Below are 26,622 nucleotides of genomic sequence, written 5' to 3' on the forward strand. Positions count from 1 at the left end.
TCACGGCATGGCGTGCAGGTGGGCGCCGATGGTGTTCGAGACCGGGTTGCCGGCGCCGGCGTCCCAGTTGGTGGACCAGGTCATCGCGCCGCCGATGCCCGGCCAGGTGGCGTCGGGCTTGTAACTGCCGCAGTTGGTGCCGCTCGCCAGGCAGTCCAGCGCGTTGTTCACCACGTTCGGGCTGACGTACCCGCCGCCCGCCGCACTGGTCGAGGCCGGCACCCCGAGCCCGACCTGGTCGGGCCGCAGCCCGCCCTTGAGCTGGATGCAGGCCAGCGCGGTGAGGAAGTTCTCGGTGCCCTGCGAGTAGACGTTGCCGTCGCAGCCGTTCATCGCGCCGGAGTTGTAGTACTGCATGTTGACGATGGTGAGGACGTCCTTCACGTTCAGCGCCAGCTTGAAGTACTCCGTGCCGGTCGACTGCATGTCGATCGTCTGCGGCGCCATGGTGAGGACGAACCCGCTGCCCGCCTTCGCCGCCAGCGCGTGCAGCGCCTGGCCCAGGTAGGCGGAGTCGATCCCGTTCTCCAGGTCGATGTCGATCCCGTCGAAGCCGTAGTTCTGGATCAGCGACCAGGCGCTGTCGGTGAAGGCGGCGGCGGAGGAGGAGTCGCCGACCCACACCGTGCCGTTCTGCCCGCCGATGGAGAGCACGACCTTCTTCCCGGCGGCCTTCTTGGCCGCGATGTCGGCCTTGAACTGGGCGTCGGTGTAGCCGCCGAGCCGGGAGGAGAGCTTCGGGTCGAGGGTGAAGCTCAGGGCGCCGCGGGTGGCGGTGGCGTCGGCGAAGGCGACCGCGATGATGTCGTACGCGGCCGGGACGTCGCCGATCCGCTGGACGGCGGCGCCGTTGTCGAAGTTCTGCCAGTAGCCGGTGAGCAGGTGCCTGGGCAGGCCGGGCGGCTTGGTCGGCGTCGCGGTGGCCGTGGCCGTCGCGGTGGGGCTGGGTGAGCCGGTGGCCGTCGCGGTGGGGCTGGGTGAGCCGGTGGCCGTCGCGGTGGGGCTGGGTGAGCCGGTGGCGGTGGCGGTGGCGGTCGGGCTCGGGGAGGGCGGGGTGCCGCCGGGGCCGAGCAGGGAGACGTCGTCGGCGAGGAAGGCCGGCTGCCCGTACCAGCCGTGCAGGTAGACCGTGACGCTGGTGGTGTTCGGGCCGGTGGTGAAGTCGGTGCTCAGCTGGGTCCAGCCGCCGGAGCTCGTCCAGGTGCTCGGGTCGGCGCCGCCGGTGCCGCGGGCGCCGAGGTAGACGTACGAGCCCTGCACCCAGGCGCTCAGGTGGTAGCCGGCGGAGGGCTTCACGGCGACGGTCTGGGTGCACTCGCCGGTGTCGCCGCCGCCCGGGGTGGACTGCAGGGCGTACCTGCCGGTGTGCGCGGTGGTGCTCTGGACGGTGCCGCCGGTGCAGGTCCAGCCGCTCGGGTCGCCGGTCTCGAAGCCGCCGTTGGCGATCAGTTCACCGTCGGCGGCGTGCGCGCCGGTGCCGGCGACGGCGAGCCCGGCCAGGCCGATGACGAGCGCGCTCGCCCCGGCCAGCAGGGAGTGGACGGCGCGCGGGCGCCGGTGTCGGGCAGGTGGCATGACTCCATCTCCAGTGGGGGAGGCCCGGCGGCGCCCGGGTGGGGGTGGAGCGCCGTCCGGGGTGTCGATGGTGCGCGTGCGGGAGCTACCGACAACTCAAGTCCCGGTCGGGGAAGGGGACTTGCCTCACAAGGTGGAGTAGACCAATCCGGCTGTCAAGAGGGAGCGGCCGCCCCGGTGTCAGGCCGCCCGCAGGAACGCCCCGGCGGGCTCGGCGAGTTCGGCGGTCAGCGCGGCGATCCGGGCCGAGGCCAGGCCGTCGCCGTACGGGCTCGGGGTGGCCGTGAGGCGCGCCAGCCGCTCGGGGGTATCGGACAGCCACGCGCGGGCGAGCGCGCCCAGTTCCTCGCCGGGCCGCACCAGCGCGGCGAAGCCGGCCGCCATCGCCTCGGGGCGCTCGGTGGAGCGGCGCACCACCAGCAGCGGGCGGCCGAGCACGGTGCACTCCTCCTGCACGCCGCCGGAGTCGGAGACCAGGAGCGCGGCGTGGTTCGCCAGGCCCAGGAAGTCGCCGTAGCCGATCGGTTCGGTGACGGCCAGGTGCGCCAGCAGGCCGTCCAGGGCGAAGCGTTCGACGGCCGCCCGGGTGCGCGGGTGCATCGGGAACAGCACCGGGGTGCCGGCGCGGGCGATCCGGTCCAGTTCGGCGAGGACGGCGCCGAGCGCCTCGGCGGTGTCGGTGTTCTCCGGGCGGTGCACGGTGGCCAGCACGTACGCGTCGGGGCGCAGCCCGTGCGCGGCGAGCAGGGCGGCGCGGGCGGTCTCGTCCGGCAGCTGGCGGCGGACCACCTCGACGACGGTGTTGCCGGTGAGGGCGATCCGCTCCTCGGCGAGCGCCTCGGCGCGCAGGTTGGCGACGTTGTCGCCGGTGGCGGCGCAGAGCAGGTCGGAGACGTGGTCGACCATGACGCGGTTGTGCTCCTCGGGCATGGCCCGGTCGTGGCTGCGCAGCCCGGCCTCGACGTGCACCAGCGGGATCTCCCGGGCGTTGGCGGCGAGCGCGCCGGCGAGGGTGGCGTTGGTGTCGCCCTGGACGACGACGGCGGCGGGGCGGTCCTCGGCGAAGGCGGCGTCGAGCTGGGCGAGGGACTGGGCGATCTGGCCGGCCCGGGGGCGGCCGCCGACGCCGGTGAGCAGTTCGGGCCGGGGCAGGTCGAGGTCGCGCAGGAAGCGGCCGGACATCGCCTCGTCCCAGTGCTGGCCGGTGTGCACCAGGCGGGTGGCGTCGCCGAGCTCGTGGATCAGCGGGGCGAGCTTGACCAGCTCGGGGCGGGTGCCGAGGACGACGGCGACGCTGGACGGGGGCAGGCACGTGCTCATGGGGGTGCTCCGGAGGTGCGGGTGGGGGAGGGGGCTCAGGATTCGAGGGCGGTGGGGGCGCCCACGGTGACCTTCTCGGCGTTGCGCCGGGTCTTGGCCCAGCCGTTGCGGCCGAGCAGCATCCGGCCGGCGGCGCGGGTCGCGACCACGAAGAGGTGGTAGGCGTACAGCCAGACCAGGACGCCCCAGAGCAGCCCGGTGAGCCGGCTGCGGTCGGGGTGGACGTGCCTGCGGTAGGCGAGGCCCCAGAACACCATCGGCAGCGTGGCGAGCACGAAGGCGAGCAGCATCCACGGCCCGTACCGGAGCTGGAAGTCGGCGGTCTCGGCGGGGAAGAGCACCAGTCCGGCGGCGGTGATGGCGAGCGAGAGGGGGAGGAGCAGGACGAGCAGCACGCAGACGACCGGCTGCAGGAAGGTGTACATCACCTCGGCCTTGCCGGCCGGGGTGTAGTGCGGGGAGCGCAGCACCCGGCCGGTGTAGCGCAGGCACTGCATGTTGCCCTGGGCCCAGCGGGTGCGTTGGGTGAGGAAGCGGCGCACCGAGATCAGGCCCTCCTGGGAGACGTTGGTCTCGGTGACGTGGGTGAGCCGCCAGCCGGCCAGGCGCAGGTCGAGGCCGGACTCGTAGTCCTCCAGTAGGGCGCGTTCGGGCCAGGGGCGGCCGGCCCGGCCCTCTTCGGCGGTGAGCGAGTCGAGGGCGGTGAGCCGGACGAACTGGCCGTTGCCGCCGAGGCCGACGCTGCCGGTGCGGCGGCGCAGCAGCTGCATGCCGGCGTTGTTGGCCCGGAACTCGACGTCCTGCATCCGGACGAGGGCGCGGGCCAGGGCGTTGGCGGCGCGGCCGCGGCCGGGCAGCGGGAGTTCGTCGTCGGCGTTGCGCATCCGGACGCCGATCTGGACGGCGCCGGTGTCCTCGCGGCCGAGGGCCTTGGGGTTGCAGACCTGGCCGAGGGTGCCGGGTTCGAGCTGTCCGTCGGCGTCGACGACGCCGATCACCACGCGGGAGCGGTCGGCGGAGGGCGGCAGCCAGGCGGAGATCTCGCGGTAGGCGGCGTTGAGGGCGGCGCCCTTGCCGATCCGGGCGTGCGGGCGGCGGCGCTGGACGAGGTGGACGCGCGGGTCGCGGTCGGCGGCGGCGAGGACGAGGTCGCGGGTGGCGTCCTCGCTGTCGTCGTCGATGACCCACAGGTGGGCCTCGGGGGCGGCGGCGCGCAGGCCGTCGAGGGTCTGGGTGACCACGGCCTCCTCGTCGCGGCAGGGGATGACCAGGTGCCACTGGAAGGCGGCGGGGTCGCCGGGTTCGGCGGGCGCGTTGTGCCGGTAGGCGTGCCGGGAGCCGGCCCAGTAGACGAGGAAGCGGCCGAAGACGAAGACCATGTAGCCGACGAGGGCCAGGGAGATCAGTGAGGCGAACCGGACCACGGTCTCCTGGCGGAGGACGATCCAGTCGTGCAGAGCGTCGGGCATGGCGCGGTTCTCCTCGTGATCAAAGGTCTGCGGCTCCTCGTGGTTGCGAATCGATGCTTTCTAGTGGCTCAAATCGCTGGATCGATAGTAAATCGGGCAAACTGGGAGCACCAGGCAAAGGCTGGGCAAAGTGGTGCGTCTCACCCCGTGGGGACACGCCGCCGACGCTCCGTAGACTGTGGTCGTGAGCGACAAGGCCGACCCGAACCCGTACACCCTTCGCCCCGCGGACGGCTCCGCCGGCGACGCCCTGCGCGACGTCGAGGTGGAACTCTCCAAGCGCTGGCCGGAGAACAAGCTGGAGCCCTCGCTCGATCGGATCGAGGCGCTGATGGACATCCTGGGCCAGCCCCAGCGGTCCTTCCCCTCCATCCACATCACCGGCACCAACGGCAAGACCTCCACCGCCCGGATGATCGAGCAGCTGCTCAACACCTTCGAGCTGCGCAGCGGCCGCTACACCAGCCCGCACGTGGAGTCCGTCACCGAGCGGATCAGCCTGGACGGCGCCCCGATCACCCCGGAGCGCTTCGTCGAGGTCTACCGCGACATCGAGCCGTACGTGCGGATGGTCGACGCGGCGCAGCCGGTGCCGATGTCCTTCTTCGAGGTGCTGACCGGCATGGCCTACGCGGCCTTCGCCGACGCCCCGGTGGACGTCGCCGTGGTCGAGGTCGGCATGGGCGGCTCGTGGGACGCCACCAACGTCATCGACGCCGCCGTCTCGGTGATCACCCCGATCGGCCTGGACCACACCGACAAGCTCGGCGAGACCACCGGCGAGATCGCGGTCGAGAAGTCCGGGATCATCAAGTCCGGCGCCGTCGCCGTCGTCGCCCAGCAGCAGCTGGACGCCGCCCAGGTCATCCTGCGCCGGGCCGTCGAGGTCGACGCCACCGTCGCCCGCGAGGGCATGGAGTTCGGCGTGATCCGCCGCGAGCTCGCGGTCGGCGGCCAGCTGGTGACGCTGCGCGGGCTCGGCGGCGCGGAGTACGAGGACGTCTTCATCCCCCTGCACGGCGAGTACCAGGCGCAGAACGCCGCCCTCGCGCTGGCGGCCGTCGAGGCCTTCTTCGGCGTCGGCGGCGCCCGCGGCGGGCAGCTCGACGTGGACAAGATCCGCCAGGGCTTCGCCGGCGTCTCCTCCCCGGGCCGCCTGGAGGTCGTGCGCCGCAGCCCCACGATCCTCCTGGACGCCGCGCACAACCCGCACGGCGCCCAGGCCACCGTCTCCGCGCTCACCGAGTCCTTCGGCTTCACCCGGCTGGTCGGCGTGATCGGCACCTCGGGGGACAAGGACGTGGCCGGCCTGCTGGAGGCCTTCGAGCCGATCCTGGCCGAGGTCGTCATCACCCAGAACTCCACCCACCGCGCGATGGACGTCGACGCGCTCGCCGCGCTGGCCGTCGACGTCTTCGGCGAGGACCGGGTGCAGGTCGAGCCGCGGCTCGACGACGCCATCGCGGCCGCCGTCACCCTCGCCGAGGAGGAGGGCGACCTCGGCGGCGCCGGGGTGCTGGTCACCGGTTCGGTCATCACGGTGGGCGAGGCCCGCCTGCTGCTCGGGAGGAAGTGACATGAGGACGCTCTGTTCCTCGACGCTGATCGGCGAAGCGCTCCTGGTCATGTTCGCGGCGCTGGTCGCGATGCGGCTCACCGACGTGTCCACCGGCACGATCTGGCTGGTCAGCGGCATCGCGATGGCCCTGTGCATCGCGCTCTGCGGCATGATCAACCGCCCCGGCGCGGTGCCGCTCGGCTGGGCGCTGCAGATCGGCCTGATCGCCAGCGGCTTCCTGCTGCCGACCATGTTCGGGCTCGGCGTCGTCTTCGCCGGCCTGTGGTGGTGCTCGGTGCACTACGGCCGCAAGGTCGACGAGTTCAAGGCCGCCCGCGCCGCCGCCGAGGCCGCGTACGCCGCCGCCCGCGCCTAGGCCCTGTCCGGCCGATCTTGGCGGGCCCGCGACGCCGGGCATCCCGCCTGGACGCACCGGCGAATCGCCCAAGTACACCCAGTACGAGGACGATCCGCCGGCACGCCCAGCCGGGCGCCCAACGCCGCGGGCTGATCCGCCAAGATCGACCGGACAGGACCTGGCCGCCCACGCCCAGTGGTGTAGACCGGCAAGCCGACACGCCGTGCACGCAAGGTAACCTCTGCCGTGTCGGCTCCCGCTCGTCGGCCCGACCGCCCGCCGTACCGAATCCCCAGGAGACGCACCGTGTCCCAGCGCACTCTCGTCCTGCTCAAGCCCGACGCCGTCCGCCGCGGCCTGGCCGGCGAGATCATCAGCCGCATCGAGCGCAAGGCCGGCTGGCGGCTGGCCGCCGTCGAGCTGCGCACCTTCGACCGGGAGATCCTGGAGCAGCACTACGCCGAGCACGTCGGCCGCCCGTTCTACGAGCCGCTGCTGGAGTTCATGACCTCCGGCCCGTCGATCGCGCTGATCGTCGAGGGCGAGGAGGTCGTGAAGGGCATCCGCATGCTCGCCGGCGCCACCAACCCGCTGGAGGCCGGCGCCGGCACCATCCGCGGCGACTACGCGACGATCACCCGCGAGAACCTGATCCACGCCTCCGACTCCCCGGAGTCCGCCGAGCGCGAGATCAAGATCTTCTTCCCGGCGCACGCCTGAGCCGCGGACCCGGCGACACACCCGGGTGACCTTCGGCATGCCCCGGTCGGGACCGTTGGCCCGGCCGGGGCATTCTTATCGTGAAATAAGCAACCACGGGCGCCGACACGGCGTCCCAATGCTCGGAGAAGCGATCACGCTCCGGACAATGGACGGTATGCCCCACCTCGCCGTCCGTACCGCACGGCGTGACTACGATGGACGCGACTCGAGGGCCCGGTAACGCAGCTCAGCTGGTCTCCGGCCAAGCGTGGGCGCACGCATTCGTCCACCCTCCAAGAACTCCGAGCCCGGGAAGGCACCCACACCCCATGGCGAGCAACCTGTCGTTCATCGGCCGCGACTTGGCGATCGACCTCGGAACTGCCAACACGCTGGTGTACGTCAGGGGCAAGGGGATCGTCCTCAACGAGCCGTCCGTCGTCGCGGTCAACACCAACACCGGCGGCATCCTCGCGGTCGGCGCCGAGGCCAAGAAGATGATCGGCCGCACCCCCGGCAACATCGTCGCCATCCGCCCGCTCAAGGACGGCGTGATCGCCGACTTCGAGATCACCGAGCGGATGCTGCGCTACTTCATCCTCAAGATCCACCGCCGCCGCTACCTCGCCCGCCCGCGCGTCGTGGTCTGCGTGCCCTCCGGCATCACCGGCGTCGAGCGCCGCGCCGTCATCGAGGCCTCCTCGCAGGCCGGCGCGCGCCAGGTGCACATCATCGAGGAGCCGATGGCCGCCGCCATCGGCGCCGGCCTGCCCGTCCACGAGGCCACCGGCAACATGGTCGTCGACATCGGCGGCGGCACCACCGAGGTCGCCGTCATCTCCCTCGGCGGCATCGTCACCGCCCAGTCCATCCGGGTGGCCGGCGACGAACTGGACAACGCCATCGTCCAGCACATCAAGAAGGAGTACTCCCTCCTCCTGGGCGAGCGCAGCGCCGAGCAGATCAAGATGAGCATCGGCAGCGCCTACGGCCTGGAGGGCGAGAAGGACGAGCACGCCGAGATCCGCGGCCGCGACCTCGTCAGCGGCCTGCCCAAGACCGTCGTCATCTCCGCCGCCGAGGTCCGCGAGGCCATCGACGAGCCGGTCAACTCGATCATCGACGCGGTCAAGACCACCCTCGACCAGTGCCCGCCCGAGCTCGCCGGCGACGTCATGGACCGCGGCATCGTGCTCACCGGCGGCGGCGCCCTGCTGCGCGGCCTGGACGAGCGGCTGCGCCGCGAGACCGGCATGCCGATCCACATTGCCGAGAACCCGCTCGACTCCGTCGCACTCGGCTCCGGCAAGTGCGTCGAGGAGTTCGAGGCGCTCCAGCAGGTACTGGACGCCTCGCCGCGCCGTTAGTACCACGACGACACCCGACACCGACTCAACTGAACGGGCCGCCGCCCCGGGCCCACAGCCCGGGCGGCCGCCAGGTACGAAGGGGCAGTACCAGCACCGTGAGGGACACACGAGAGAGCCGGCTACTGCTCATCCTGCTGGTGGCCGTCGCCTTCGCGCTCATCACCGTGGACATCAAGGGCGGTGAGGACTCCCCGCTCGGCGGCGCCCGGCACGCCGCCGCGAGCCTCCTCGGCCCCGTCGAGCGCGGCGCCGCCACCGTCGTCGACCCCGTCGCCGACACCGTCCGCGCCTTCCGCGACGCCGCCACCGACAGCGGCCGCAGCGACCAACTCGCCCGCGAGAACACCGAACTGCGACAGAAGCTCGCCTCCTCCGACATGGCCGCCGGCCGCACCAAGCAGCTCGACGACCTGCTGCGCACCGCCGGCGCCGGCGGCTACACCATCAAGGCCGCCCAGGTCATCGCGATCGGCCCGGCCCAGGGCTTCTCCTGGACCATCACCATCGACGCCGGCGGCGACGACGGCCTCACCCGCGACATGACGGTCGTCAACGGCCAGGGCCTGGTCGGCCGGATCACCACCGTCGCCCCGACCACCGCCACCGTGCTGCTCGCCTCCGACCCCGGCTTCTCGGCCGGCACCCGGCTGGAGGGCACCGGCGAGATCGGCTTCGCCTCCGGCGGCGGCGACAGCCCGATGAAGGTCTCGCTGCTCAACGGCAAGGCCCAGGTCAAGGCCGGAGACCGGCTGGTCACCTTCGGCTCGCAGAGCGGCCGCCCGTTCGTGCCCGGCGTGCCGGTCGGCAAGGTCACCGAGGTCCAGGCCAACGCCGGACAGCTCACCAAGACCGTCCTGGTCGAGCCCTTCGTCCAGTTCACCCGGCTCGACCTGGTCGGCGTCGTGGTCGTGCCGCCGCGCACCGACCCGCGCGACGCCGTCCTGCCGCCCGCCGCCGCCCCCGGGCAGCCGCAGGCCCCGGCCGCCCCCGCCCAGCCGCAGGCCACCGCGCCCGCCGCCCCGCCCGCCAAGCCCACCGGGGGGAACTGAGCCATGCGCCTCGCCCGCATCCCCGTCTCCGCCGTGCTGACCCTGCTCGGCCTGATCCTCCAGGTCAGCGTCTTCGGCCGGCTCCAGCTCCCGGGCGCCACCCCGGACATACTGCTGCTCGTCGTGGTCGGCCTGGCCATGGTCTACGGGCCGACCGGCGGCTGCCTGGTCGGCTTCTCGGCCGGCCTGCTCGCCGACCTCGCCCCGCCCTCCGACCACGCGATCGGCCGCTACGCCCTGGTGCTCTGCCTGATGGGCTACGCGGCCGGACTGCTGCGCCCCGAGCACGGCCGCCAGCGCTCCGTCTCCAGCGCGCTGCTGGTGGTCGGCGCCGCCGCGATCGCCTCCACCCTGCTGTACGCGATGGTCGGCGCCCTGGTCGGCGACACCGCCGCCCGGCACGTCGGCCTCGGCGGCCTGGTGATCAGCGCCCTGCTGTACGACCTGCTGCTGGCCCCGTTCGTGGTGCCGCTGGTGATGCTGCTCGGCCGCCGATTCGGGCGCGACCCGGTGGCCGCCGCCAGCGGCGACGACGACACTGGCGGCCCGGGCCTGGGCTCGCTCGCCCGCTACCGCACCACCCGCGACGTGTCGGCCGGCCCGACGTACAAGAAGCGGCGCGTGCCCGGCTTCGCCCGCCGCCCGTAACCCCGAACTCTTCCCGCACCTCCCGCACCCTGGAGCGCACGAGACGTGAGCAACATCCCCGAGACCGGCCGTACCCGGCGGGTGACGATCCGTCTGGTGGTGCTGCAGATCCTGGTGCTGTCGCTGCTCGCCACCCTCGGCGGACGGCTGTGGTACCTGCAGATCCGCAACGCCAAGGAGTACACCGCCAAGGCGACCGGCAACCACATCCGCGAGGTGGTCGAGCCGGCCGTGCGCGGCGAGATCCTGGACGCCTCCGGGCGCATCCTCGCCGGCAACGAGGCCCGGCTGGTGGTCTCCGTCAGCCGCACCTCGCTGCTGCAGCAGAAGGACGGCGGCAAGGCGGTGCTCGGCCGGCTGGCCGGCGTGCTCGGGATGCCCGCCAAGGACGTGCAGGAGAAGGTCCGGCTCTGCGACGCCAAGACCCAGCAGCCCTGCTGGAACGGTTCGCCGTACCAGCCGATCCCGGTCACCAAGGAGGCGACCACCCAGCAGGCGATGCAGATAATGGAGCGCCGCGAGGACTTCCCCGGGGTCACCGCGCAGCCCACCGCCGTGCGCCGCTACACCGGCGTCGAGGGCGCCAACCTCGCCCAGGTGCTCGGCTACCTCTCCCCGGTCACCGACGACGAGGTCAGCAAGACCGCCGACAAGAAGGGCCTCGACCGCTACCTGCCCGCCGACCAGATCGGCCGGGCCGGCCTGGAGTCGGTGTACGACCGCGACCTGCGCGGCACCGCCGGCATCACCCAGCTGGAGGTCGACAACCTCGGCCGGGTGATCGGCACCGCCGGGACCGTCGCCCCGCAGGCCGGCGACAACCTGGTCACCAGCATCGACGCCCGGGTGCAGAAGGTCGTCGAGGACAACCTGGTGCAGGCCATGAACGACGCCCGGAACACCTTCGACAAGGTCACCAACCGCAACTACGAGGCCGACTCCGGCGCCGCCGTCGTGATGGACGTGCACACCGGGCGGATCGTCGCGATGGCCAGCGCGCCCACCTACGACCCCAACCTCTGGGTCGGCGGCATCAGCGGCAAGGACTACCAGGCGCTGACCAGCAAGGACTCCAACTTCCCGCTGCTGAACCGCGCCATACAGGGTCAGTCCGCCCCCGGCTCGACCTTCAAGGTCATCTCCACCACCGCCGCCGTGCAGGCCGGCTACTCGCTGGACGGCCACTACGACTGCCCGAAGAGCATGACCATCGGCGGCCGCGAGTTCAAGAACTTCGAGAGCGAGAACTTCGGCGCGATCTCCCTGGAGAAGGCGCTGGAGGTCTCCTGCGACACCGTCTTCTACGGCCTGGCGTACGACCAGTGGATGAAGGACGGCGGCATCAAGCCGAAGAAGGACCCGGGCGACTGGTTCTTCAAGACCGCCCACCAGTTCGGCCTCGGCGCCAAGACCGGCATCGACCTGCCGGCCGAGGTCCCCGGCCGGGTGCCCGACCGGCAGTGGAAGCAGTCCTTCTACGACAACAACAAGGACGCCTGGTGCGCGCAGGCGCAGAAGGGCGGCAACAGCTTCTCCGACCAGATCGCCCGCGAGAACTGCGTCGACGGCTACCAGATGCGCGCCGGTGACGCCGTCAACTTCGCGATCGGCCAGGGCGACACGCTCGTCACCCCGGTCCAGATGGCCCGGATCTACTCGGCGCTCGCCAACGGCGGCACCTTCTACCGGCCGACCATCGCCAAGGCCGTGATAAGCCCGAGCGGCCAGCTCGTCCGCGAGATCGCCCCGCACGAGGACGCCAAGTTCCCCGGCGACCAGAAGCTGCTCAGCTACATCGACCAGGCCACCGCCGGCGTCATCACCAGCGGCACCGCCGCCTGGAAGTTCGCCGGGGCCGGCTGGCCGCAGGGCAAGATCGAGCTGCACGCCAAGACCGGCACCGCCGAGGTCGAGGGCAAGCAGACCACCTCCTGGCTGACCACGTACAGCAAGGACTACGCGGTCGTCATGACGATAAGCCAGGGCGGCACCGGCTCCGGCGGCTCCGGCGATGCCGTCCGGCGGATCTACCAGGCGCTGTACGGCGTGGACGACAAGGGCAACGTCGACAACGGCAAGGCGCTGCTGCCCGCGCCGCAGACCGAACTGCCCAAGTTCAACCCGGACGGCACCGCGATCATCAAGCCGGTCGCGTACCCCGGCACCGCGGCCGGCACCGCAGCCGGCGCTTCCGTCGGCACCCTGCTCGCTCCGGTGGCCGCCGGTGCCGAAGAGGTGCAGCCGCTGACGTTCCTCGACCCGGCGCAGCCCACCGGCACCCCGGTGCCGTACGCCGCCGCCGACACCGCGCTGGAACCGACCCGAAGCACCGGAAGGGGGCGGGCGTGACCTCCTACGGCTCCTACCGGCAGCTGCGGCTGACCCCGCAGCGCACCGGCGTCTCCAAGGCCCTGGCCAAGGACTCCCCGCTGTGGCGGCTCGACTGGATACTGCTGCTGGCCGGGCTGGCGCTCTCGATGTGCGGCTCGCTGCTGGTCTGGTCGGCCACCCGCGGGCGCGACAACCTCACCCACGGGGACCCGCAGTACTTCCTGTACCGGCACCTGACCAACTTCGTGATCGGCCTGGTGCTGTGCGCCGTGGTGATAGCGATAGGAGCCCGGCGCTTCCGCACCCTGGTGCCCTTCGTCTACGTCGCCGTCATCCTCATGCTGCTCGCGACGCTCAGCCCGCTCGGCTCGACCGTCAACGGCGCGCACTCGTGGATCCAGCTCGGCGGCGGGTTCTCCATCCAGCCCGCCGAGTTCGCCAAGCTCGGGATCCTGCTGTCGATGGCGGTCGTGCTCTCCGACCAGGTGGACGCGGGGGAGCGGGAGTTCCCCTCGCACCGGGCCGTGTTCCGCGGCCTGATCTGGGCCTGCCTGCCGATGGGCCTGGTGCTGCTGATGCCCGACGCGGGCTCGACGATGGTGATGTCGGCGATCGTGCTGGGCATCCTGCTCGGCTCCGGCGCGGCCAACCGCTGGGTGCTCGGCATCCTGGCGGCCGGCGTCGCCGGCAGCATCGCGGTGTGGAAGCTCGGGCTGCTGAGCAAGTACCAGATCGACCGCTTCGCGGCCTTCGCCAACCCGCAGCTCGACCCCAACGGCGTCGGCTACAACACCGCGCAGGCCCGGATCGCGATCGGCTCGGGCGGGCTGACCGGCAAGGGGCTGTTCCACGGCACCCAGACCATAGGGCAGTTCGTGCCGGAGCAGCAGACCGACTTCGTGTTCACCGTGGCGGGCGAGGAACTGGGCTTCGTCGGGGCGCTGGCGATAATCCTGCTGGTCGGCGTGATCCTGTGGCGGGCCTGCCGGATCGCCCGGCAGGCGACCGACCTGTACGGCACGATCGTGGCGGCCGGGATCATCGCCTGGTTCTCCTTCCAGGCGTTCGAGAACATCGGGATGTGCCTGGGCATCATGCCGGTCGCCGGCATCCCGCTGCCGTTCGTCTCGTACGGCGGCTCGTCGATGTTCGCGGTGTGGATCGCGATCGGGCTGCTGCAGGCGGTGCGCAGCCAGCGGCCGATAGCGGCGTAGCGGCAAAGCGGCAAAGCGGCATAACGGTAGAGCGGCAAAGCGGCGCGGGAGTCGCGGGGTCCCCGAGGGCCGGTCCGTACGGGCCGGCCCTCGTGCCGTGTCAGAGCAGCAGGTCGGCGGTGCTCAGCACCGCGCGGGTCTGGTGGGCCAGCTGCTCCTGGACGGGCACCCAGCGGGCGCCGAAGCGGTGGCGCAGCTGGTCCAGGCTGTCCGAGACGACGGCGCGGGCGCGCTCCCGGGCGGCCTGGGCGCCCGGGCCGCGGGCGCCGGCGAGCAGCCGCAGCAGCAGCGAGGCCACCCGCAGCGGGAGCCGGGCCGCGACCAGGCCGGCGGTGGTGACCCGGGCGACGGTGAGCGGCTGCGCGGGCCAGCGCTCCAGCCACTCGTCGGCCATCCCGGGGCCGACCGCGAGGTTGAACTCGGCGGTGCGCAGCAGCGGCGCGTGCTCGTCCCGGGCCCGGGGCGGGACGTACGGGAGCAGGGCGGACAGCTCCTCGGCGCGCGCCTTGAGGGCCCGGGCGGCGGCGCCGACCGCCTGGGCGGCGGCCGGGTGCGGGCGGGCGTCGCCGACCGCGTCGACGGCCCACATCGGGACCTCCAGGACGGCGGTGACCGCGCCGTACCGCGCGGCGTAGGACCAGGTGGACAGCTCGGGTTCGTCCGGCAGCGCCTGCGGGCCGCTGCCGGGCTCGGGCATCAGGTAGGTGCCGGGGGCGGGGCTGGGCCAGCCGATCGCGTCGTAGCAGTCCAGGTCGAGCGGCAGGCCGGCCCGTTCGGCGGAGCGCGCGAGGCGCTCGGACAGGCCGGGGACGGGGCCGGTGAGCTGGACGAAGGCACCGCCGAAGTCGACCCCGTGCAGCGAGCACTGCAGGAACGGGCGCAGCTCGTCGATCAGGTCGGTGAGCGCCCGGCTCTCCGGCATCGGCGGGCGGCCGGAGTCGGGCGCGGGCAGCAGTTCGGGCTGCTCCTCGAAGGAGGGGCGGAAGAAGTGCTCGTAGTGGCGGCCCATGGTGAGCGGGCCGTCGAGCCAGCCGGCGCCGAGCGCGGCGCCGTCCGGGTCCAGGCAGAGCAGCAGGTGCCAGGACAGGCCGGGGCGGGCGGGCCGGTCGAGCAGCACCTCGGCCAGCCGCAGGGCGCCGGCGGTGCCGATCGGTTCGTTGGGGTGCGGGCCGCCGACCACCAGCGCGGCGCGCGGGCCGCGGTCGACGGAGAGCAGCAGCAGGGGGCGGCCGGCCCGGGATCGGCCCACTTCGCGCAGCCGGCAGCGGTCCGGATGGCGCAGGGCGAGCCGCCGGGCGGCGGCCTCGGCCTGGGCCTGCGTGGGGTAGCGGGCCGGCCGGGTGTCGAGGGTCCGCAGCGGGCGGATCCGCCGACCGGTGTCGGTCATGGTTCTCCTTGCGCAGGGCGCGCGGCCGCGTGGGAGCGGTGGGCACCGGGGGACGGGCGTTGCCGGGGGACGGGGTGCGGGGAGGCGGCCGGTACCGGGGACGGGTGGTACCGGGGACGGGTGCTACCGGGGTTGCGGGGACGGGGAGCCGGGACTACCGGCGCGGGGCCGAGCGTACGACTCAACTCGGGTGTCGGGAAGGGGCGCAGAGTTGTCTGACGGGGCCCTGCCAGGACGGTGGCGGCGCTCCGGGCGCGCGTCGGCGGCGGCCGGCGGGCCGTCCCGCTCCGGCGTCGGGTCCGGTCCGGGGCCGGCGTCGGTCCGGCGTCGGTCCGGCCCGACGGGCCGTTCCCCGGATTGGGCTACCCTTGAGGGTCACCCCTCCCGTGCCGGCTCGCGGCACCGAATCACGTCGTAAGGGTTCCTAGTACATGACTGTCGAATCGGTCTTCCCACGCCTGGAGGCCCTCCTCCCGCACGTCCAGAAGCCGATCCAGTACGTCGGCGGCGAGCTCAACTCGACCGTCAAGGACTGGGACGCCTGCGACGTCCGCTGGGCGTTGATGTATCCCGACGCCTACGAGGTCGGCCTGCCCAACCAGGGCGTCATGATCCTCTACGAGGTGCTGAACGAGCGCGAGGGCGTGCTGGCCGAGCGCACCTACAGCGTCTGGCCGGACCTCGAGGCGCTGATGCGCGAGCACGACGTCCCGCAGTTCACCGTCGACGCCCACCGCCCGGTGAAGGCCTTCGACGTGTTCGGCCTGTCGTTCTCCACCGAGCTCGGCTACACCAACATGCTCACCGCGCTCGACCTGGCCGGCATCCCGCTGGAGGCCAAGGACCGCACCGACGAGGACCCGATCGTCCTCGCCGGCGGCCACGCCGCCTTCAACCCGGAGCCGATCGCGGACTTCCTGGACTGCGCGGTCGTCGGTGACGGCGAGCAGGCCGTCCTCGACATGACCGAGATCATCCGCGCCTGGAAGGCCGAGGGCCGCCCCGGCGGGCGCGACGAGGTGCTGCTGCGCCTGGCCCGCACCGGCGGGTTCTACGTGCCGAAGTTCTACGACGTGGAGTACCTGGCCGACGGCCGGATCGCCCGCGTCGTGCCGAACGCCCCCGGCGTGCCGTGGCGGGTGTCCAAGCACACCGTCATGGACCTCGACGAGTGGCCCTACCCCAAGCAGCCGCTCGTCCCGCTCGCCGAGACCGTGCACGAGCGGATGTCCGTCGAGATCTTCCGCGGCTGCACCCGCGGCTGCCGCTTCTGCCAGGCCGGCATGATCACGCGCCCCGTGCGGGAGCGAAGCATCACCGGCATCGGCGAGATGGTCGAGCGCGGCCTCAAGGCGACCGGCTTCGAGGAGGTCGGCCTGCTGTCGCTGTCCAGCGCCGACCACACCGAGATCGGCGACATCGCCAAGGGCCTGGCCGACCGCTACAGCGAGGACAAGATCGGCCTGTCGCTGCCGTCCACCCGCGTCGACGCCTTCAACATCGACCTCGCCAACGAGCTGTCCCGCAACGGACGCCGCTCGGGCCTCACCTTCGCCCCCGAGGGCGGCAGCGAGCGCATGCGCAAGGTGATCAACAAGATGGTGTCGGAGGAGGACCTGATCCGCACCGTCGCCACCGCCTACGGCAACGGCTGGCGTCAGGTGAAGCTGTACTTCATGTGCGGCCTGCCCACCGAGACCGACGAGGACGTGCTCCAGATCGGCGAGATGGCGAAGAACGTCATCCAGAAGGGCCGCGAGGTCACCGGCCAGAACGACATCCGCTGCACCGTCTCCATCGGCGGGTTCGTGCCCAAGCCGCACACCCCGTTCCAGTGGGCCCCGCAGCTGTCCGCCGAGGCCACCGACGCCCGCCTCGCCAAGCTGCGCGACTCCATCCGCGGCGACCGCAAGTACGGCAAGAACATCGGCTACCGCTACCACGACGGCAAGCCCGGCATCATCGAGGGCCTGCTCTCCCGCGGCGACCGCCGCGTCGGCGCCGTCATCCGCGCCGTCTACGACGACGGCGGCCGCTTCGACGGCTGGCGCGAGCACTTCTCGTACGACCGCTGGATGGCCTGCGCCGAGAAGGGCCTCGCCGGCACCGGCGTCGACGTCGACTGGTACACCACCCGCGAGCGCAGCTACGAGGAGGTGCTGCCCTGGGACCACCTGGACAGCGGCCTCGACAAGGACTGGCTCTGGGAGGACTGGCAGGACGCCCTGGAGGAGGTCGAGGTCGACGACTGCCGCTGGACCCCGTGCTTCGATTGTGGCGTGTGCCCCCAGATGCAGACCGCCATCCAGATCGGGCCCACCGGCAAGAAGCTGCTCCCGCTGACCGTCGTCGGCGGCGCGGACCAGCAGAAGTAGGCGTCCATCGAGTCCTCGATCGAGTGGGTCTGACCCCTTGAGCGACGCGCAGGAGCCCTCCCCGACTTCGGTCGGGGAGGGCTCCGGCGGTTCGGGGCTCACCGCCGGGGTGTCAGCGGGTCGCGCAGCGGATGACGGTCCACTGGTGGTGCTTGGCGAGCGTGTCGGTGCGGGCGCACTTGCGTTGTTCGTCGCCGCGGAGCACCGCCAGGTAGCTGGGGGCGGCGTCCAGTGACGTCTCGTTGCCGGAGAAGTAGTAGTGCCGGTAGTTGCGCACCTGGTAGACCCCGTCGACGAGGCGGCTCTCGGTGTTCGCCCGGAAGTCCTTCGGGTCCGTCCGCAGGTAGAAGAGGGTCTCCATGTAGTTGAGCGGGAACCGGTCGGAGATGTAGATCGGCTCGTTCGCGTGCTGCGCCCCGTTGGCCGACTTCAGCGCGTCGTCGAAGCCCTTGCCGAAGGGGGCGGCGATCCTGTCGGGGTAGCGGGTGGTGTAGTCGTGGAAGAAGAGCGCGCCGTAGCCGAGTGCGGTGGCCATGACGACCGCGACGACCGCCCGGCCGGTCTTCCGGTCGGACAGGGCGCGGTACAGGCCGCCGATGCCGATCGCGGTGAAGGCGATCAGGGGGATGAACAGCGCGTTGGCCCGGTTGCCGTTGGCCGGCACCACGAACAGCAGGATGACCGCGCCGATCAGCCAGAAGGTGAACAGGTTCGTTTCGGGGCTGCGGGTGCGGACCGCGAAGTAGACGCCCAGGGCGACCAGGGGGAACCCGATCACGCCCAGTGCCAGGAAGCCGGTGGGGACGGTCCACAGGTAGCCGTCGCCGAAGCCGCCGGTCACGAAGTGGGTGTTCAGCTCGGCCAGGTCCTGGCCGTTGGTGATCTGGTCCAGCCGCGAGGAGATGTTCGGCACGGTGAACGGCAGGGAGGAAACGAAATGCGGAACGTGGTGCAGGACGTTGTTGACCAGCACGAACAGCAGCAGCGGCCCGGCGACGACCAGGAATACCAGCACGCTCGAACCGACCAGGACCGGGTGCTTGAGAACCGTGCGGTACCGGGTGCAGAAATAGAGTCCGATGACCACCGGCACCACGAAGATCGCCACCCCGTAGGCGTACAGGGAGAGTGCCAGGAATACCAGTGAGAAGGGGATCAGGATCCGGGAGCGCGACGAGGTGTACGCATATCCCAGGGTGGTGACCCCGGCGAGCAGGAAGAACGGCAGGATGTTCGACTCCAGCGCCCACCGGGACGCGGTGACGTGCCACGGGGTGACGGCGAGCAGGCCCGCCCCGACCAGGGCCGTGGGGACGTCCACGAAACGCCGCAGGGCGGCGTGGAGCAGCGGGACGGCGCCGATGCCCAGGAGCACCGGGACCAGTCGCACGGAGAAGACGGTCAGGCCGAACAGTCCGACGAACGGCACGCTCAGGTAGGAGAGCAGGACGTTCTGTCCGGAACCCCAGCTGGGGAAGTAGACCGGCCAGGCGTTGCCCCACCGGTCCGTGCCGTCGGTCAGCAGGGCCAAGGATTCGTATCCGGCGCTGGCTTCGTCCTGATTGAGGCCGCCGGGCAGATCCGGAAAACGCCACAGTCTGAGGATCGCTGCGACCACGGTGATGACGGTGATCGCGATGGTGCTCTTCCGGGGAGTTGCGAATCGCCTGATCACGATGGTATTCGCACCGTCGCAGAAGGAATGAGGAGAGGCGCCGCGCATTCCATTGTCGAGATTGTTCCTTTCTTTATAGGCAGGCTTTCGTGCACTGTCGATGAATGAGGAAGGATACTACCGGCCGACTGTCCGTCAGTCGGCGGGCCGTGCAGTCGCTTTTCGACCGCTTTTGCCTCTCGATGCCCTATCTTTCCCGTCCCGGGGCCGCGCTCCGGCGGTCTCCGGGTGGCGCGGGCCGGGCGGGGCGGGACGAGCGGACGGGTGGGGCGCGTACCCTTGCTGGTGACAGATGTCCGGTGCAGTAACCCGGACGGGGACCACTGATGAAGGACTGAGCGACCCTGGCACGCCGTACGCCCGACGGTCCGCCGCCCGCGCCGACGGTGCAGCGGATTCGCCTCCGTTACACCAAGCGCGGCCGGCTCCGGTTCACCAGCCACCGTGACTTCCAGCGCGCCTTCGAGCGCGCCCTGCGCCGGTCCGCCGTTCCGATGGCCTATTCGGCCGGTTTCACGCCGCACCCGAAGGTCTCCTACGCCAACGCCGCCCCGACCGGGGTGGCGAGCGAGGCGGAGTACCTGGAGATCGGCCTGGCCGCGCACCGCGACCCGGAGGCGCTGCGGGCGCAGCTGGACGAGTCGCTGCCGAAGGGCCTGGACGTGATCGACGCCGTCGAGGTCCGGACGCCGAACTTCGTGGAGCGCCTGGAGGCCTCCGAGTGGCTGGTCCGGCTGGACGGGGTCGAGGAGGACGAGGCGGCCCGCGCGGTCGCCGTGTTCCTGGCCGAGGAGCGGGTCGAGGTCGAACGCCTCACCAAGAACGGCCTGCGGGTCTTCGACGCGCGCGGTGCCGTGGCGGCGCTGGAGCTCGTCCCGCCGCAGGTCGGCGACGGTGCGGAGCCGGGTGCCGGGACGGGGCGCGATGTTCGGACCGGCCGTCCCTGTGCGATACTGCGCCTGGTAGTACGACACGCCACACCCGCCGTACGACCCGACGACGTATTGTCCGGTCTCCGTGCGACGGCCGACCTGGCGCCGCCGGTCCCCGCAGAGGTGACCAGGCTGGCGCAGGGGCCGCTCGACGAGGGGGCCGGCACGGTGACCGACCCGCTGGCGCTCGACCGCGCCGCGGCCCCGACCGGCTCGGAGCCGGCTGCCGGGCCGCGCGCTTCCGCGTCCGCCTAGCGGGCGGAGGCCGGGGTCCAGTGCCTCACTGGGCCCCGAAGGTCCTCCGGGGTTCCCGCGGCTCCCCAGGGGAGCGAACGTCGTCGCAGCACAGGCCGGCCACTCGGGGCCGCCGACCAGGACGGTCGGCGAGCCCGGGGCCCCGTCCGGGAGCCACCCGGGACCGGGGACGGCGCAGCTTGGGAAAACCTCAGAAGACTGGTCAGACCAGAAGACTTTCGACACCCCGCCGACGCGCGGGGCGCCGAGCGAGACTACGAGCCCCTGTGCGGCTTCGTGTCCGCGCGGTGGCACCGTGAAAGGGTCCGGCCCGAGCATCCTTGCGATGCCGGCCGCCCACCGGTGCCGTGCCGTGCCCGGACGTGGAGCCCGGGGGCCTGACGGGAGATCCACCCGCATGCTCGAGAACACCGATCCGCAGCAGTCTGCGGCCACGGAACAGAACGAGACCGCCGCGACCGGCGAGGGCACGGCCGCAGCGCCGCCGCGCCGCCGTCGCCGGGCGGTGTCCCGCCCGGCCGGTGCGCCGCTGGGCGCGGCCGCCGAGACGGCCGAGACGGTCGTCCCCGCCGAGGCGCCCGCCGAGCGGGCTCCGGAGGCGGAGCCGGCCCAGGCGGCCGAGAAGCCGGTCCGGGCCCGCCGGACCCGCAAGCGTGCCGAGGCCCCGGCCGGGGCGCCGGAGGCGACCGCGATCGTGGTCACCGGGCCGGAAGCCGCCGAGAAGCCGGCCGAGGAGAAGAACGAGAAGGCCGAGAAGGCCGAGGAGAAGAGCGAGGAGAAGGCGGAGAAGCCCGTGCGGGCCCGCCGGACCCGCAAGCGGGCCGAGGCCCCGGTCGTCGCGGCCGAGGAGCCCGCCGCCCCCGCCGTCGAGGAGCCCGCCGCGCCCGCCCCCGCCGCCGAGCCGGTGGCCGAGGAGGCCCCGGCCGCTCCGGCGCGCCGCGCCCGTCGCCGTCGCGTGGTCGAGGCCGCGCCGGTCGTGGAGCCGGTCGTCGAGGAGCCGGTGGCCGAGGAGCCCGCCGTCGAGGAGGAGCCCGAGGAGGAGGCCGCCGCCGAGCAGCCCGCCCCGGCCGCCGCCGCCCCCGCCGTCGAGGCCGAGCCGCCGCACCGCACGCGCCGCCGCGCCGTCCGCCCGGCCACCGCGGTCTTCCAGGCCCCGGTGTTCCAGGAGCCGGCCCCGTTCACCGCCGCGCCCGCCGCCCCGGCCGCGCCGCAGCAGGCCGCCGCCCCGGCCCCGGCCCCGGCCCAGGCCCAGGCCCCGGTCGAGGCGGAGGCCCCGGTCGCCGCCGCCGGCCGCGAGGACGAGGACGAGTACGAGTACAGCGGCGTCGGCCGCCGCCGCCGGGTCCGCACCCGGGTGGAGACGGGCCGCCGCAAGCGGGGCGCCGAGGCGCCCGTCGAGGCCCCCGCCGCGAAGGCCCCGGCCGCGAAGGCCCCCGCGGCCAAGGCCCCGGCCGTGAAGGCGCCGGCGGCCGAGGCGCCCGCCGTCGAGGCCGTGGTCGAGGCCCCCGCCGCCGGTCCGGAGACCGAGGACGAGTGGGAGGACGGCCGTCCGTCGCGCCGCCGCCGCCGGGGCGGCCGCCGCCGTCGCCGTGGCGAGGCCGAGGAGTTCGAGGCCGCCGAGACCGTCGAGCAGCCCGCCGCGGAGGAGCCGGCCGAGGGCTTCGAGGAGGAGGGCGAGGAGGACGACGACCTGGCCGCCGGCCTGTCCTCGTCCCGCCGTCGCCGCCGCCGTCGCCGCCGCAGCGGTGAGGCCGGCGCCGTCGAGACCGCCGAGACCACCGAGGACGGCGTCCGCACGGTGGTGAAGGTGCGCGAGCCGCGCCGCCGCTCCACCGAGCCGTCGTTCGACCCGGACGAGGTGCAGTCCATCAAGGGCTCGACCCGTCTGGAGGCGAAGAAGCAGCGCCGCCGCGAGGGTCGCGAGCTGGGCCGCCGCCGGGTGCCGATCATCACCGAGGCCGAGTTCCTGGCCCGCCGCGAGTCCGTCGAGCGCGTCATGGTGGTGCGCCAGAACGGCCAGCGCACCCAGATCGGCGTCCTGGAGGACGGCGTGCTCGTCGAGCACTACGTCAACAAGGAGCAGGCCACCTCGTACGTCGGCAACGTCTACCTGGGCAAGGTCCAGAACGTGCTGCCGTCGATGGAGGCCGCGTTCGTCGACATCGGCAAGGGCCGCAACGCCGTGCTGTACGCCGGCGAGGTCAACTTCGGCGCGCTGGGCCACGGCGGCCCGCGCCGGATCGAGTCGGTGCTGAAGTCCGGCCAGTCCGTGCTGGTGCAGGTCTCCAAGGACCCGATCGGCCACAAGGGCGCCCGCCTGACCAGCCAGATCTCGCTGCCCGGCCGCTACCTGGTGTACGTGCCCGAGGGCTCGATGACCGGCATCTCGCGCAAGCTCCCCGAGAACGAGCGCGCGCGCCTGAAGCAGATCCTCAAGAAGATCGTCCCGGACGACGCGGGCGTCATCGTGCGCACCGCCGCCGAGGGCGCCTCCGAGGAGGAGCTGACCCGGGACGTCCAGCGGCTGCAGCAGCAGTGGGAGGACATCCAGAAGAAGGCCGCGACGGGCAACGCCCCGGCGCTGCTGTACGGCGAGCCGGACATGACCGTCCGGGTCGTCCGCGACATCTTCAACGAGGACTTCACCAAGGTCATCGTCTCCGGCGACGAGGCGTGGACGACCATCCACGAGTACGTCTCCAACGTGGCCCCGGACCTCGCCGAGCGGCTCCAGCGGTGGACCTCCGAGGTGGACGTGTTCGCCACCTACCGGATCGACGAGCAGCTGATGAAGGCGCTGGACCGCAAGGTCTGGCTGCCCAGCGGCGGTTCGCTGGTGATCGACCGCACCGAGGCGATGGTCGTCATCGACGTCAACACCGGGAAGTTCGTCGGCCAGGGCGGCAACCTGGAGGAGACGGTCACCCGGAACAACATCGAGGCGGCCGAGGAGATCGTGCGCCAGCTGCGGCTGCGCGACCTCGGCGGCATCATCGTGATCGACTTCATCGACATGGTGCTGGAGTCCAACCGGGACCTGGTGCTGCGCCGCCTGCTGGAGTGCCTGGGCCGGGACCGGACCAAGCACCAGGTGGCCGAGGTCACCTCGCTGGGCCTGGTCCAGATGACCCGCAAGCGGGTCGGCCAGGGCCTGCTGGAGTCCTTCTCCGAGTCCTGCGTGCACTGCAACGGGCGCGGCGTGATCGTGCACATGGAGCAGCCGAGCGCCCACCACCACGCCCCGGCCGCGGTCGAGGCGGGCTCGGGCGGCGGCAAGCGCCGCCGCCGGGGCAAGGGCGGGGCGGGCCACGAGGAGCCGCAGGCCGTCGAGGCCGCGGTGGCCGAGGCCGTCGAGACCTTCGAGGTCGTCGAGACCGAGGCGGGGATCGAGGCCGCGGAGCCGGTGCGCGAGGAGATCGAGGGCCAGCTGGCCCTGGAGGTCCCGGGTGTCGAGGTTCCGACCACCGAGGCGCCGGCCGCCGAGGCCGTCGTCGAGGCCGTGGTCGAGGCGCCCGCCGAGCCGGCGGCCGCTCCGGCCGCCCGGCCCCGCCGCCGCGCGGTGCGCAAGGCGACGGCTCCGGCCGGTTCGCCGCAGGGCGCCGAGATCGTGGTGCTGCAGGCGAAGGCCGACGCGGCGCTGGAGGCGGCCCTGCAGGCCGCCGAGGGCGCCGTCGAGGCCGCGGAGACCGCCGAGGAGCCGGCCGAGCCGGTCGTCGTCGCGGAGGCCGTGGTCGTCGGGACGGAGGCCGAGGCTCCCGTCGAGGCCGCCGCCGAGGAGGCCCCGGCCGAGGAGACGCCGGCCCCGAAGAAGCGGGCCGCCCGCAAGACCGCCGCGAAGAAGACCGCCGCCAAGAAGACCACCGCGGCGGCCAAGAAGACCACCGCCCGCAAGACCGCGACCAAGCGGACGAGCGCGGCGGCCAAGAAGGCCGCGGCCGCCGAGGGTGATACGGCGGCCGAGTAGTGCCCACGCCCGGGGCGGAACCGCTTCCGCCCCGGGCCGTACGGGCCGGTTTGCCCCCCGGGCGGCCGGTCCGTATTCTTGACCATCGGCGTGTCTACGCCATGCTCCCGAGCACATCACCTTCCCGAGAGCCGCGCGCTCGCGCGCAGCGATCGGGAGGAGGCCCCTGTGTCCGTACCCAGGCGGCTGGCGTCGGGAGGTCCGACCGAGTTAGGAAAGTAGGTACCGCATGTACGCGATCGTTCGCGCAGGCGGCCGCCAGCACAAGGTCGCCGTCGGCGACGTGCTGGAGATCGACCGTATCGAGGCCAAGCCGGGCGACTCGGTGGAGCTCTCGACCATCCTGGTCGTCGACGGTGACGCCGTCACCTCCGACCCGTGGGTCCTGGCCGGCGTGAAGGCTCACGCCGAGGTGGTCGACCAGACCAAGGGCGACAAGATCGTCATCCTGCGCTACAAGAACAAGACCGGCTACCGCCGTCGCCAGGGTCACCGTCAGCAGCACACCGCGGTGCGCATCACGAGCATCGACTCGGTCAGCAAGTAAGGGGATAGCGAAAAATGGCACACAAGAAGGGCGCAAGCTCTACTCGTAACGGCCGTGACTCGAACGCCCAGCGCCTCGGCGTGAAGCGCTTCGGTGGCCAGGTCGTCTCCGCCGGCGAGATCCTCGTCCGCCAGCGCGGCACCCACTTCCACCCGGGTGCCGGTGTCGGCCGTGGTGGCGACGACACCCTGTTCGCGCTGACCGCCGGTGCGGTTCAGTTCGGCAACCGTCGCGGCCGCAAGGTCGTCAACATCGTGGCCGTCGAGGCCTGAGTCCCCGCGGACTCCCGAGTCGTCTGACGACTCACACTGAAGGGTGGGCCGGAATTCTCCGGTCCACCCTTCGCGCTTTACGCAGGTAGCAAGCAGACTCTCGCGCACTGGAGGCACACCCATGACCACCTTCGTGGACCGCGTCGAACTTCACGTCGCCGCGGGTAACGGGGGCCACGGCTGCGCCTCCGTGCACCGCGAGAAGTTCAAGCCGCTCGGCGGCCCGGACGGCGGCAACGGCGGGGAGGGCGGCAGCGTCATCCTCACCGTCGACTCGCAGGTCACCACCCTGCTGGAGTACCACCACTCGCCCAAGCGCAAGGCCACCAACGGCAAGCCCGGCGCGGGCGGCAACCGCACCGGCGCGGACGGCGAGGACCTCGTCCTGCTGGTGCCGGACGGCACCGTCGTGCTGGACCGCAAGGGCAACGTGCTCGCCGACCTCGTCGGCCACGGCACCAGCTTCGTCGCCGCCCAGGGCGGCCGCGGCGGCCTCGGCAACGCCGCGCTCGCCTCCGCCCGCCGCAAGGCCCCCGGCTTCGCCCTGCTCGGCGAGCCCGGCGAGGCCCGCGACATCGTGATGGAGCTCAAGTCCGTCGCCGACGTCGCGCTGGTCGGCTACCCGAGCGCCGGCAAGTCCTCGCTGATCTCGGTGCTCTCCGCCGCCAAGCCGAAGATCGCGGACTACCCGTTCACCACCCTGATCCCCAACCTGGGCGTGGTCACCGCCGGCGACACCGTCTACACCATCGCCGACGTGCCCGGCCTGATCCCGGGCGCCAGCCAGGGCCGCGGCCTCGGCCTGGAGTTCCTGCGGCACGTCGAGCGCTGCTCGGTGCTGGTGCACGTGCTGGACTGCGCCACCCTGGAGCCCGGCCGCGACCCGCTGAGCGACCTGGAGACCATCGAGGCCGAGCTCGCCGAGTACGGCGGCCTGGACGACCGCCCGCGCCTGGTCGCGCTCAACAAGGTGGACGTGCCGGACGGCCAGGACATCGCCGACCTCACCCGCGCCTCGCTGGAGGAGCGCGGCTACCGGGTGTTCGAGGTGTCCGCCGCCTCCCGCAAGGGCCTGCGCGAGCTGAGCTTCGCGCTGGCCGGGATCGTCGCCGAGGCGCGCGCCGCCAAGCCGGTCGAGGAGTCCACCCGGATCGTGCTGCGGCCCACCGCCGTCGACGACGCGGGCTTCACCATCGAGGAGGAGGACGGCGCCTACCGCATCCGCGGCGTCAAGCCGGAGCGCTGGGTCCGCCAGACCGACTTCTCCAACGACGAGGCGGTCGGCTACCTCGCCGACCGGCTGGCCCGCCTCGGTGTCGAGGAGCGGCTGTGGAAGGTCGGGGCGCACGAGGGCGACACCGTCATCATCGGCCCCGACGAGAACGCCGTCGTCTTCGACTGGGAGCCGACCATGGCCGCCGGCGCCGAGATGCTCGGCCGCCGCGGTGAGGACCACCGGTTCGAGAACCCCCGCCCGGCGGTCGACCGCCGCCGCGAGAAGCAGAAGGGCCGGGACGCGGCCGAGGCCGAGTTCCTCGCCTTCGAGGCGCTCTCCAGCGGCCGGCAGGCCGAGGTCGAGGGCGACGACGAGGACTACTGAGCGGGCGAGTAGCGGAACGGC

At 72.5% G+C, this 26,622-nt stretch carries 19 protein-coding genes; 14 read left to right on the forward strand and 5 right to left on the reverse strand.

The window, feature by feature from the left end; all coding sequences use genetic code 11:
- The 3 genes from AB2U05_RS22230 to AB2U05_RS22240 all read right to left on the reverse strand — a co-directional run bounded on the left by AB2U05_RS22230 (position 1) and on the right by AB2U05_RS22240 (position 4,364).
- Positions 1-1,575 (reverse strand): chitinase, encoded by a 1,575-nt coding sequence (locus AB2U05_RS22230; protein WP_369184037.1) that lies wholly within the window; start codon positions 1,573-1,575, stop codon positions 1-3.
- A gap of 180 nt (positions 1,576-1,755) precedes the next feature.
- Complete coding sequence (wecB, locus tag AB2U05_RS22235; protein ID WP_369184038.1) at positions 1,756-2,895, reverse strand: non-hydrolyzing UDP-N-acetylglucosamine 2-epimerase; 1,140 nt, start codon at positions 2,893-2,895, stop codon at positions 1,756-1,758.
- A gap of 35 nt (positions 2,896-2,930) precedes the next feature.
- Positions 2,931-4,364, reverse strand: a complete 1,434-nt coding sequence (locus AB2U05_RS22240; protein ID WP_369184039.1) for a glycosyltransferase family 2 protein — start codon at positions 4,362-4,364, stop codon at positions 2,931-2,933.
- 250 nt (positions 4,365-4,614) lie between these two features.
- Between AB2U05_RS22240 and AB2U05_RS22245 the strand changes: the two genes are divergently transcribed.
- The 8 genes from AB2U05_RS22245 to rodA all read left to right on the forward strand — a co-directional run bounded on the left by AB2U05_RS22245 (position 4,615) and on the right by rodA (position 13,594).
- Entirely contained in the window at positions 4,615-5,940 is a 1,326-nt protein-coding gene (locus AB2U05_RS22245; protein ID WP_244178783.1) for a folylpolyglutamate synthase/dihydrofolate synthase family protein, read from the forward strand.
- Between the two features lies 1 nt (position 5,941).
- On the forward strand, positions 5,942-6,298 hold the full coding sequence (locus AB2U05_RS22250; protein ID WP_045696853.1) for a DUF4233 domain-containing protein: 357 nt from the start codon (positions 5,942-5,944) through the stop codon (positions 6,296-6,298).
- A gap of 288 nt (positions 6,299-6,586) precedes the next feature.
- Positions 6,587-7,000 (forward strand): nucleoside-diphosphate kinase, encoded by a 414-nt coding sequence (ndk, locus tag AB2U05_RS22255; RefSeq protein WP_045696851.1) that lies wholly within the window; start codon positions 6,587-6,589, stop codon positions 6,998-7,000.
- Positions 7,001-7,323: 323 nt separating this feature from the next.
- Positions 7,324-8,349 carry a rod shape-determining protein gene (locus AB2U05_RS22260; protein WP_045696920.1) on the forward strand — a complete coding sequence of 342 codons (1,026 nt, stop codon included), beginning with the start codon at positions 7,324-7,326 and terminating at the stop codon, positions 8,347-8,349.
- A gap of 98 nt (positions 8,350-8,447) precedes the next feature.
- Positions 8,448-9,401, forward strand: a complete 954-nt coding sequence (gene mreC, locus AB2U05_RS22265) for a rod shape-determining protein MreC (RefSeq protein WP_078859940.1) — start codon at positions 8,448-8,450, stop codon at positions 9,399-9,401.
- Positions 9,402-9,404: 3 nt separating this feature from the next.
- Positions 9,405-10,049 carry a rod shape-determining protein MreD gene (gene mreD, locus AB2U05_RS22270; RefSeq protein WP_045696848.1) on the forward strand — a complete coding sequence of 215 codons (645 nt, stop codon included), beginning with the start codon at positions 9,405-9,407 and terminating at the stop codon, positions 10,047-10,049.
- Positions 10,050-10,094: 45 nt separating this feature from the next.
- On the forward strand, positions 10,095-12,398 hold the full coding sequence (gene mrdA, locus AB2U05_RS22275; protein ID WP_369184040.1) for a penicillin-binding protein 2: 2,304 nt from the start codon (positions 10,095-10,097) through the stop codon (positions 12,396-12,398).
- Positions 12,395-13,594, forward strand: a complete 1,200-nt coding sequence (gene rodA, locus AB2U05_RS22280; protein WP_045696843.1) for a rod shape-determining protein RodA — start codon at positions 12,395-12,397, stop codon at positions 13,592-13,594. The genes mrdA and rodA overlap by 4 nt, the downstream gene beginning before the upstream one ends.
- 100 nt (positions 13,595-13,694) lie before the next feature.
- Here the strand turns inward: rodA and AB2U05_RS22285 are convergent, their stop codons facing one another.
- The gene (locus AB2U05_RS22285) at positions 13,695-14,981 is read right to left on the reverse strand and encodes a M14 family zinc carboxypeptidase (protein ID WP_369184041.1); all 1,287 of its coding nucleotides are present in this window, start codon (positions 14,979-14,981) and stop codon (positions 13,695-13,697) included.
- A 431-nt stretch (positions 14,982-15,412) separates the two neighbouring features.
- Here AB2U05_RS22285 and AB2U05_RS22290 point away from each other — a divergent pair, with 431 nt between their 5' ends.
- Positions 15,413-17,356, forward strand: a complete 1,944-nt coding sequence (locus AB2U05_RS22290) for a TIGR03960 family B12-binding radical SAM protein (protein WP_045696839.1) — start codon at positions 15,413-15,415, stop codon at positions 17,354-17,356.
- Positions 17,357-17,468: 112 nt separating this feature from the next.
- Here AB2U05_RS22290 and AB2U05_RS22295 read toward each other — a convergent pair whose 3' ends face one another.
- Complete coding sequence (locus AB2U05_RS22295; protein WP_369184042.1) at positions 17,469-18,887, reverse strand: ArnT family glycosyltransferase; 1,419 nt, start codon at positions 18,885-18,887, stop codon at positions 17,469-17,471.
- A 530-nt stretch (positions 18,888-19,417) separates the two neighbouring features.
- Between AB2U05_RS22295 and AB2U05_RS22300 the strand changes: the two genes are divergently transcribed.
- The 5 genes from AB2U05_RS22300 to obgE all read left to right on the forward strand — a co-directional run bounded on the left by AB2U05_RS22300 (position 19,418) and on the right by obgE (position 26,601).
- Positions 19,418-20,218: a TIGR03936 family radical SAM-associated protein gene (locus AB2U05_RS22300; RefSeq protein WP_045696833.1), complete on the forward strand. Its 801-nt coding sequence runs from the start codon at positions 19,418-19,420 to the stop codon at positions 20,216-20,218.
- Positions 20,219-20,615: 397 nt separating this feature from the next.
- Complete coding sequence (locus tag AB2U05_RS22305) at positions 20,616-24,182, forward strand: ribonuclease E/G (RefSeq protein ID WP_369184043.1); 3,567 nt, start codon at positions 20,616-20,618, stop codon at positions 24,180-24,182.
- A 229-nt stretch (positions 24,183-24,411) separates the two neighbouring features.
- Complete coding sequence (gene rplU, locus AB2U05_RS22310; protein ID WP_045696828.1) at positions 24,412-24,729, forward strand: 50S ribosomal protein L21; 318 nt, start codon at positions 24,412-24,414, stop codon at positions 24,727-24,729.
- 14 nt (positions 24,730-24,743) lie between these two features.
- Positions 24,744-25,001, forward strand: coding sequence for a 50S ribosomal protein L27 (gene rpmA, locus AB2U05_RS22315; RefSeq protein WP_030058248.1), 258 nt, complete (start codon positions 24,744-24,746; stop codon positions 24,999-25,001).
- Positions 25,002-25,122: 121 nt separating this feature from the next.
- On the forward strand, positions 25,123-26,601 hold the full coding sequence (gene obgE / locus AB2U05_RS22320) for a GTPase ObgE (RefSeq protein WP_045696824.1): 1,479 nt from the start codon (positions 25,123-25,125) through the stop codon (positions 26,599-26,601).
- The last annotated feature ends 21 nt before the right edge of the window (positions 26,602-26,622 follow it).

Source organism: Streptomyces sp. Y1, from assembly GCF_041053115.1.
Classification (GTDB): Bacteria; Actinomycetota; Actinomycetes; order Streptomycetales; family Streptomycetaceae; genus Kitasatospora; species Kitasatospora rubellomurina.

What these genes read in the sequence shown, in the direction of transcription:
- AB2U05_RS22290 (WP_045696839.1), top strand. Translation starts at nt 15,413, where the DNA reads ATGACTGTCGAATCGGTCTTCCCACGCCTGGAGGCCCTCCTCCCGCAC.
- AB2U05_RS22285 (WP_369184041.1), bottom strand. Translation starts at nt 14,981, where the DNA reads ATGACCGACACCGGTCGGCGGATCCGCCCGCTGCGGACCCTCGACACC.
- mreD (WP_045696848.1), top strand. Translation starts at nt 9,405, where the DNA reads ATGCGCCTCGCCCGCATCCCCGTCTCCGCCGTGCTGACCCTGCTCGGC.
- wecB (WP_369184038.1), bottom strand. Translation starts at nt 2,895, where the DNA reads ATGAGCACGTGCCTGCCCCCGTCCAGCGTCGCCGTCGTCCTCGGCACC.
- AB2U05_RS22305 (WP_369184043.1), top strand. Translation starts at nt 20,616, where the DNA reads ATGCTCGAGAACACCGATCCGCAGCAGTCTGCGGCCACGGAACAGAAC.
- AB2U05_RS22230 (WP_369184037.1), bottom strand. Translation starts at nt 1,575, where the DNA reads ATGCCACCTGCCCGACACCGGCGCCCGCGCGCCGTCCACTCCCTGCTG.
- rplU (WP_045696828.1), top strand. Translation starts at nt 24,412, where the DNA reads ATGTACGCGATCGTTCGCGCAGGCGGCCGCCAGCACAAGGTCGCCGTC.
- AB2U05_RS22240 (WP_369184039.1), bottom strand. Translation starts at nt 4,364, where the DNA reads ATGCCCGACGCTCTGCACGACTGGATCGTCCTCCGCCAGGAGACCGTG.
- AB2U05_RS22250 (WP_045696853.1), top strand. Translation starts at nt 5,942, where the DNA reads ATGAGGACGCTCTGTTCCTCGACGCTGATCGGCGAAGCGCTCCTGGTC.
- rpmA (WP_030058248.1), top strand. Translation starts at nt 24,744, where the DNA reads ATGGCACACAAGAAGGGCGCAAGCTCTACTCGTAACGGCCGTGACTCG.
- obgE (WP_045696824.1), top strand. Translation starts at nt 25,123, where the DNA reads ATGACCACCTTCGTGGACCGCGTCGAACTTCACGTCGCCGCGGGTAAC.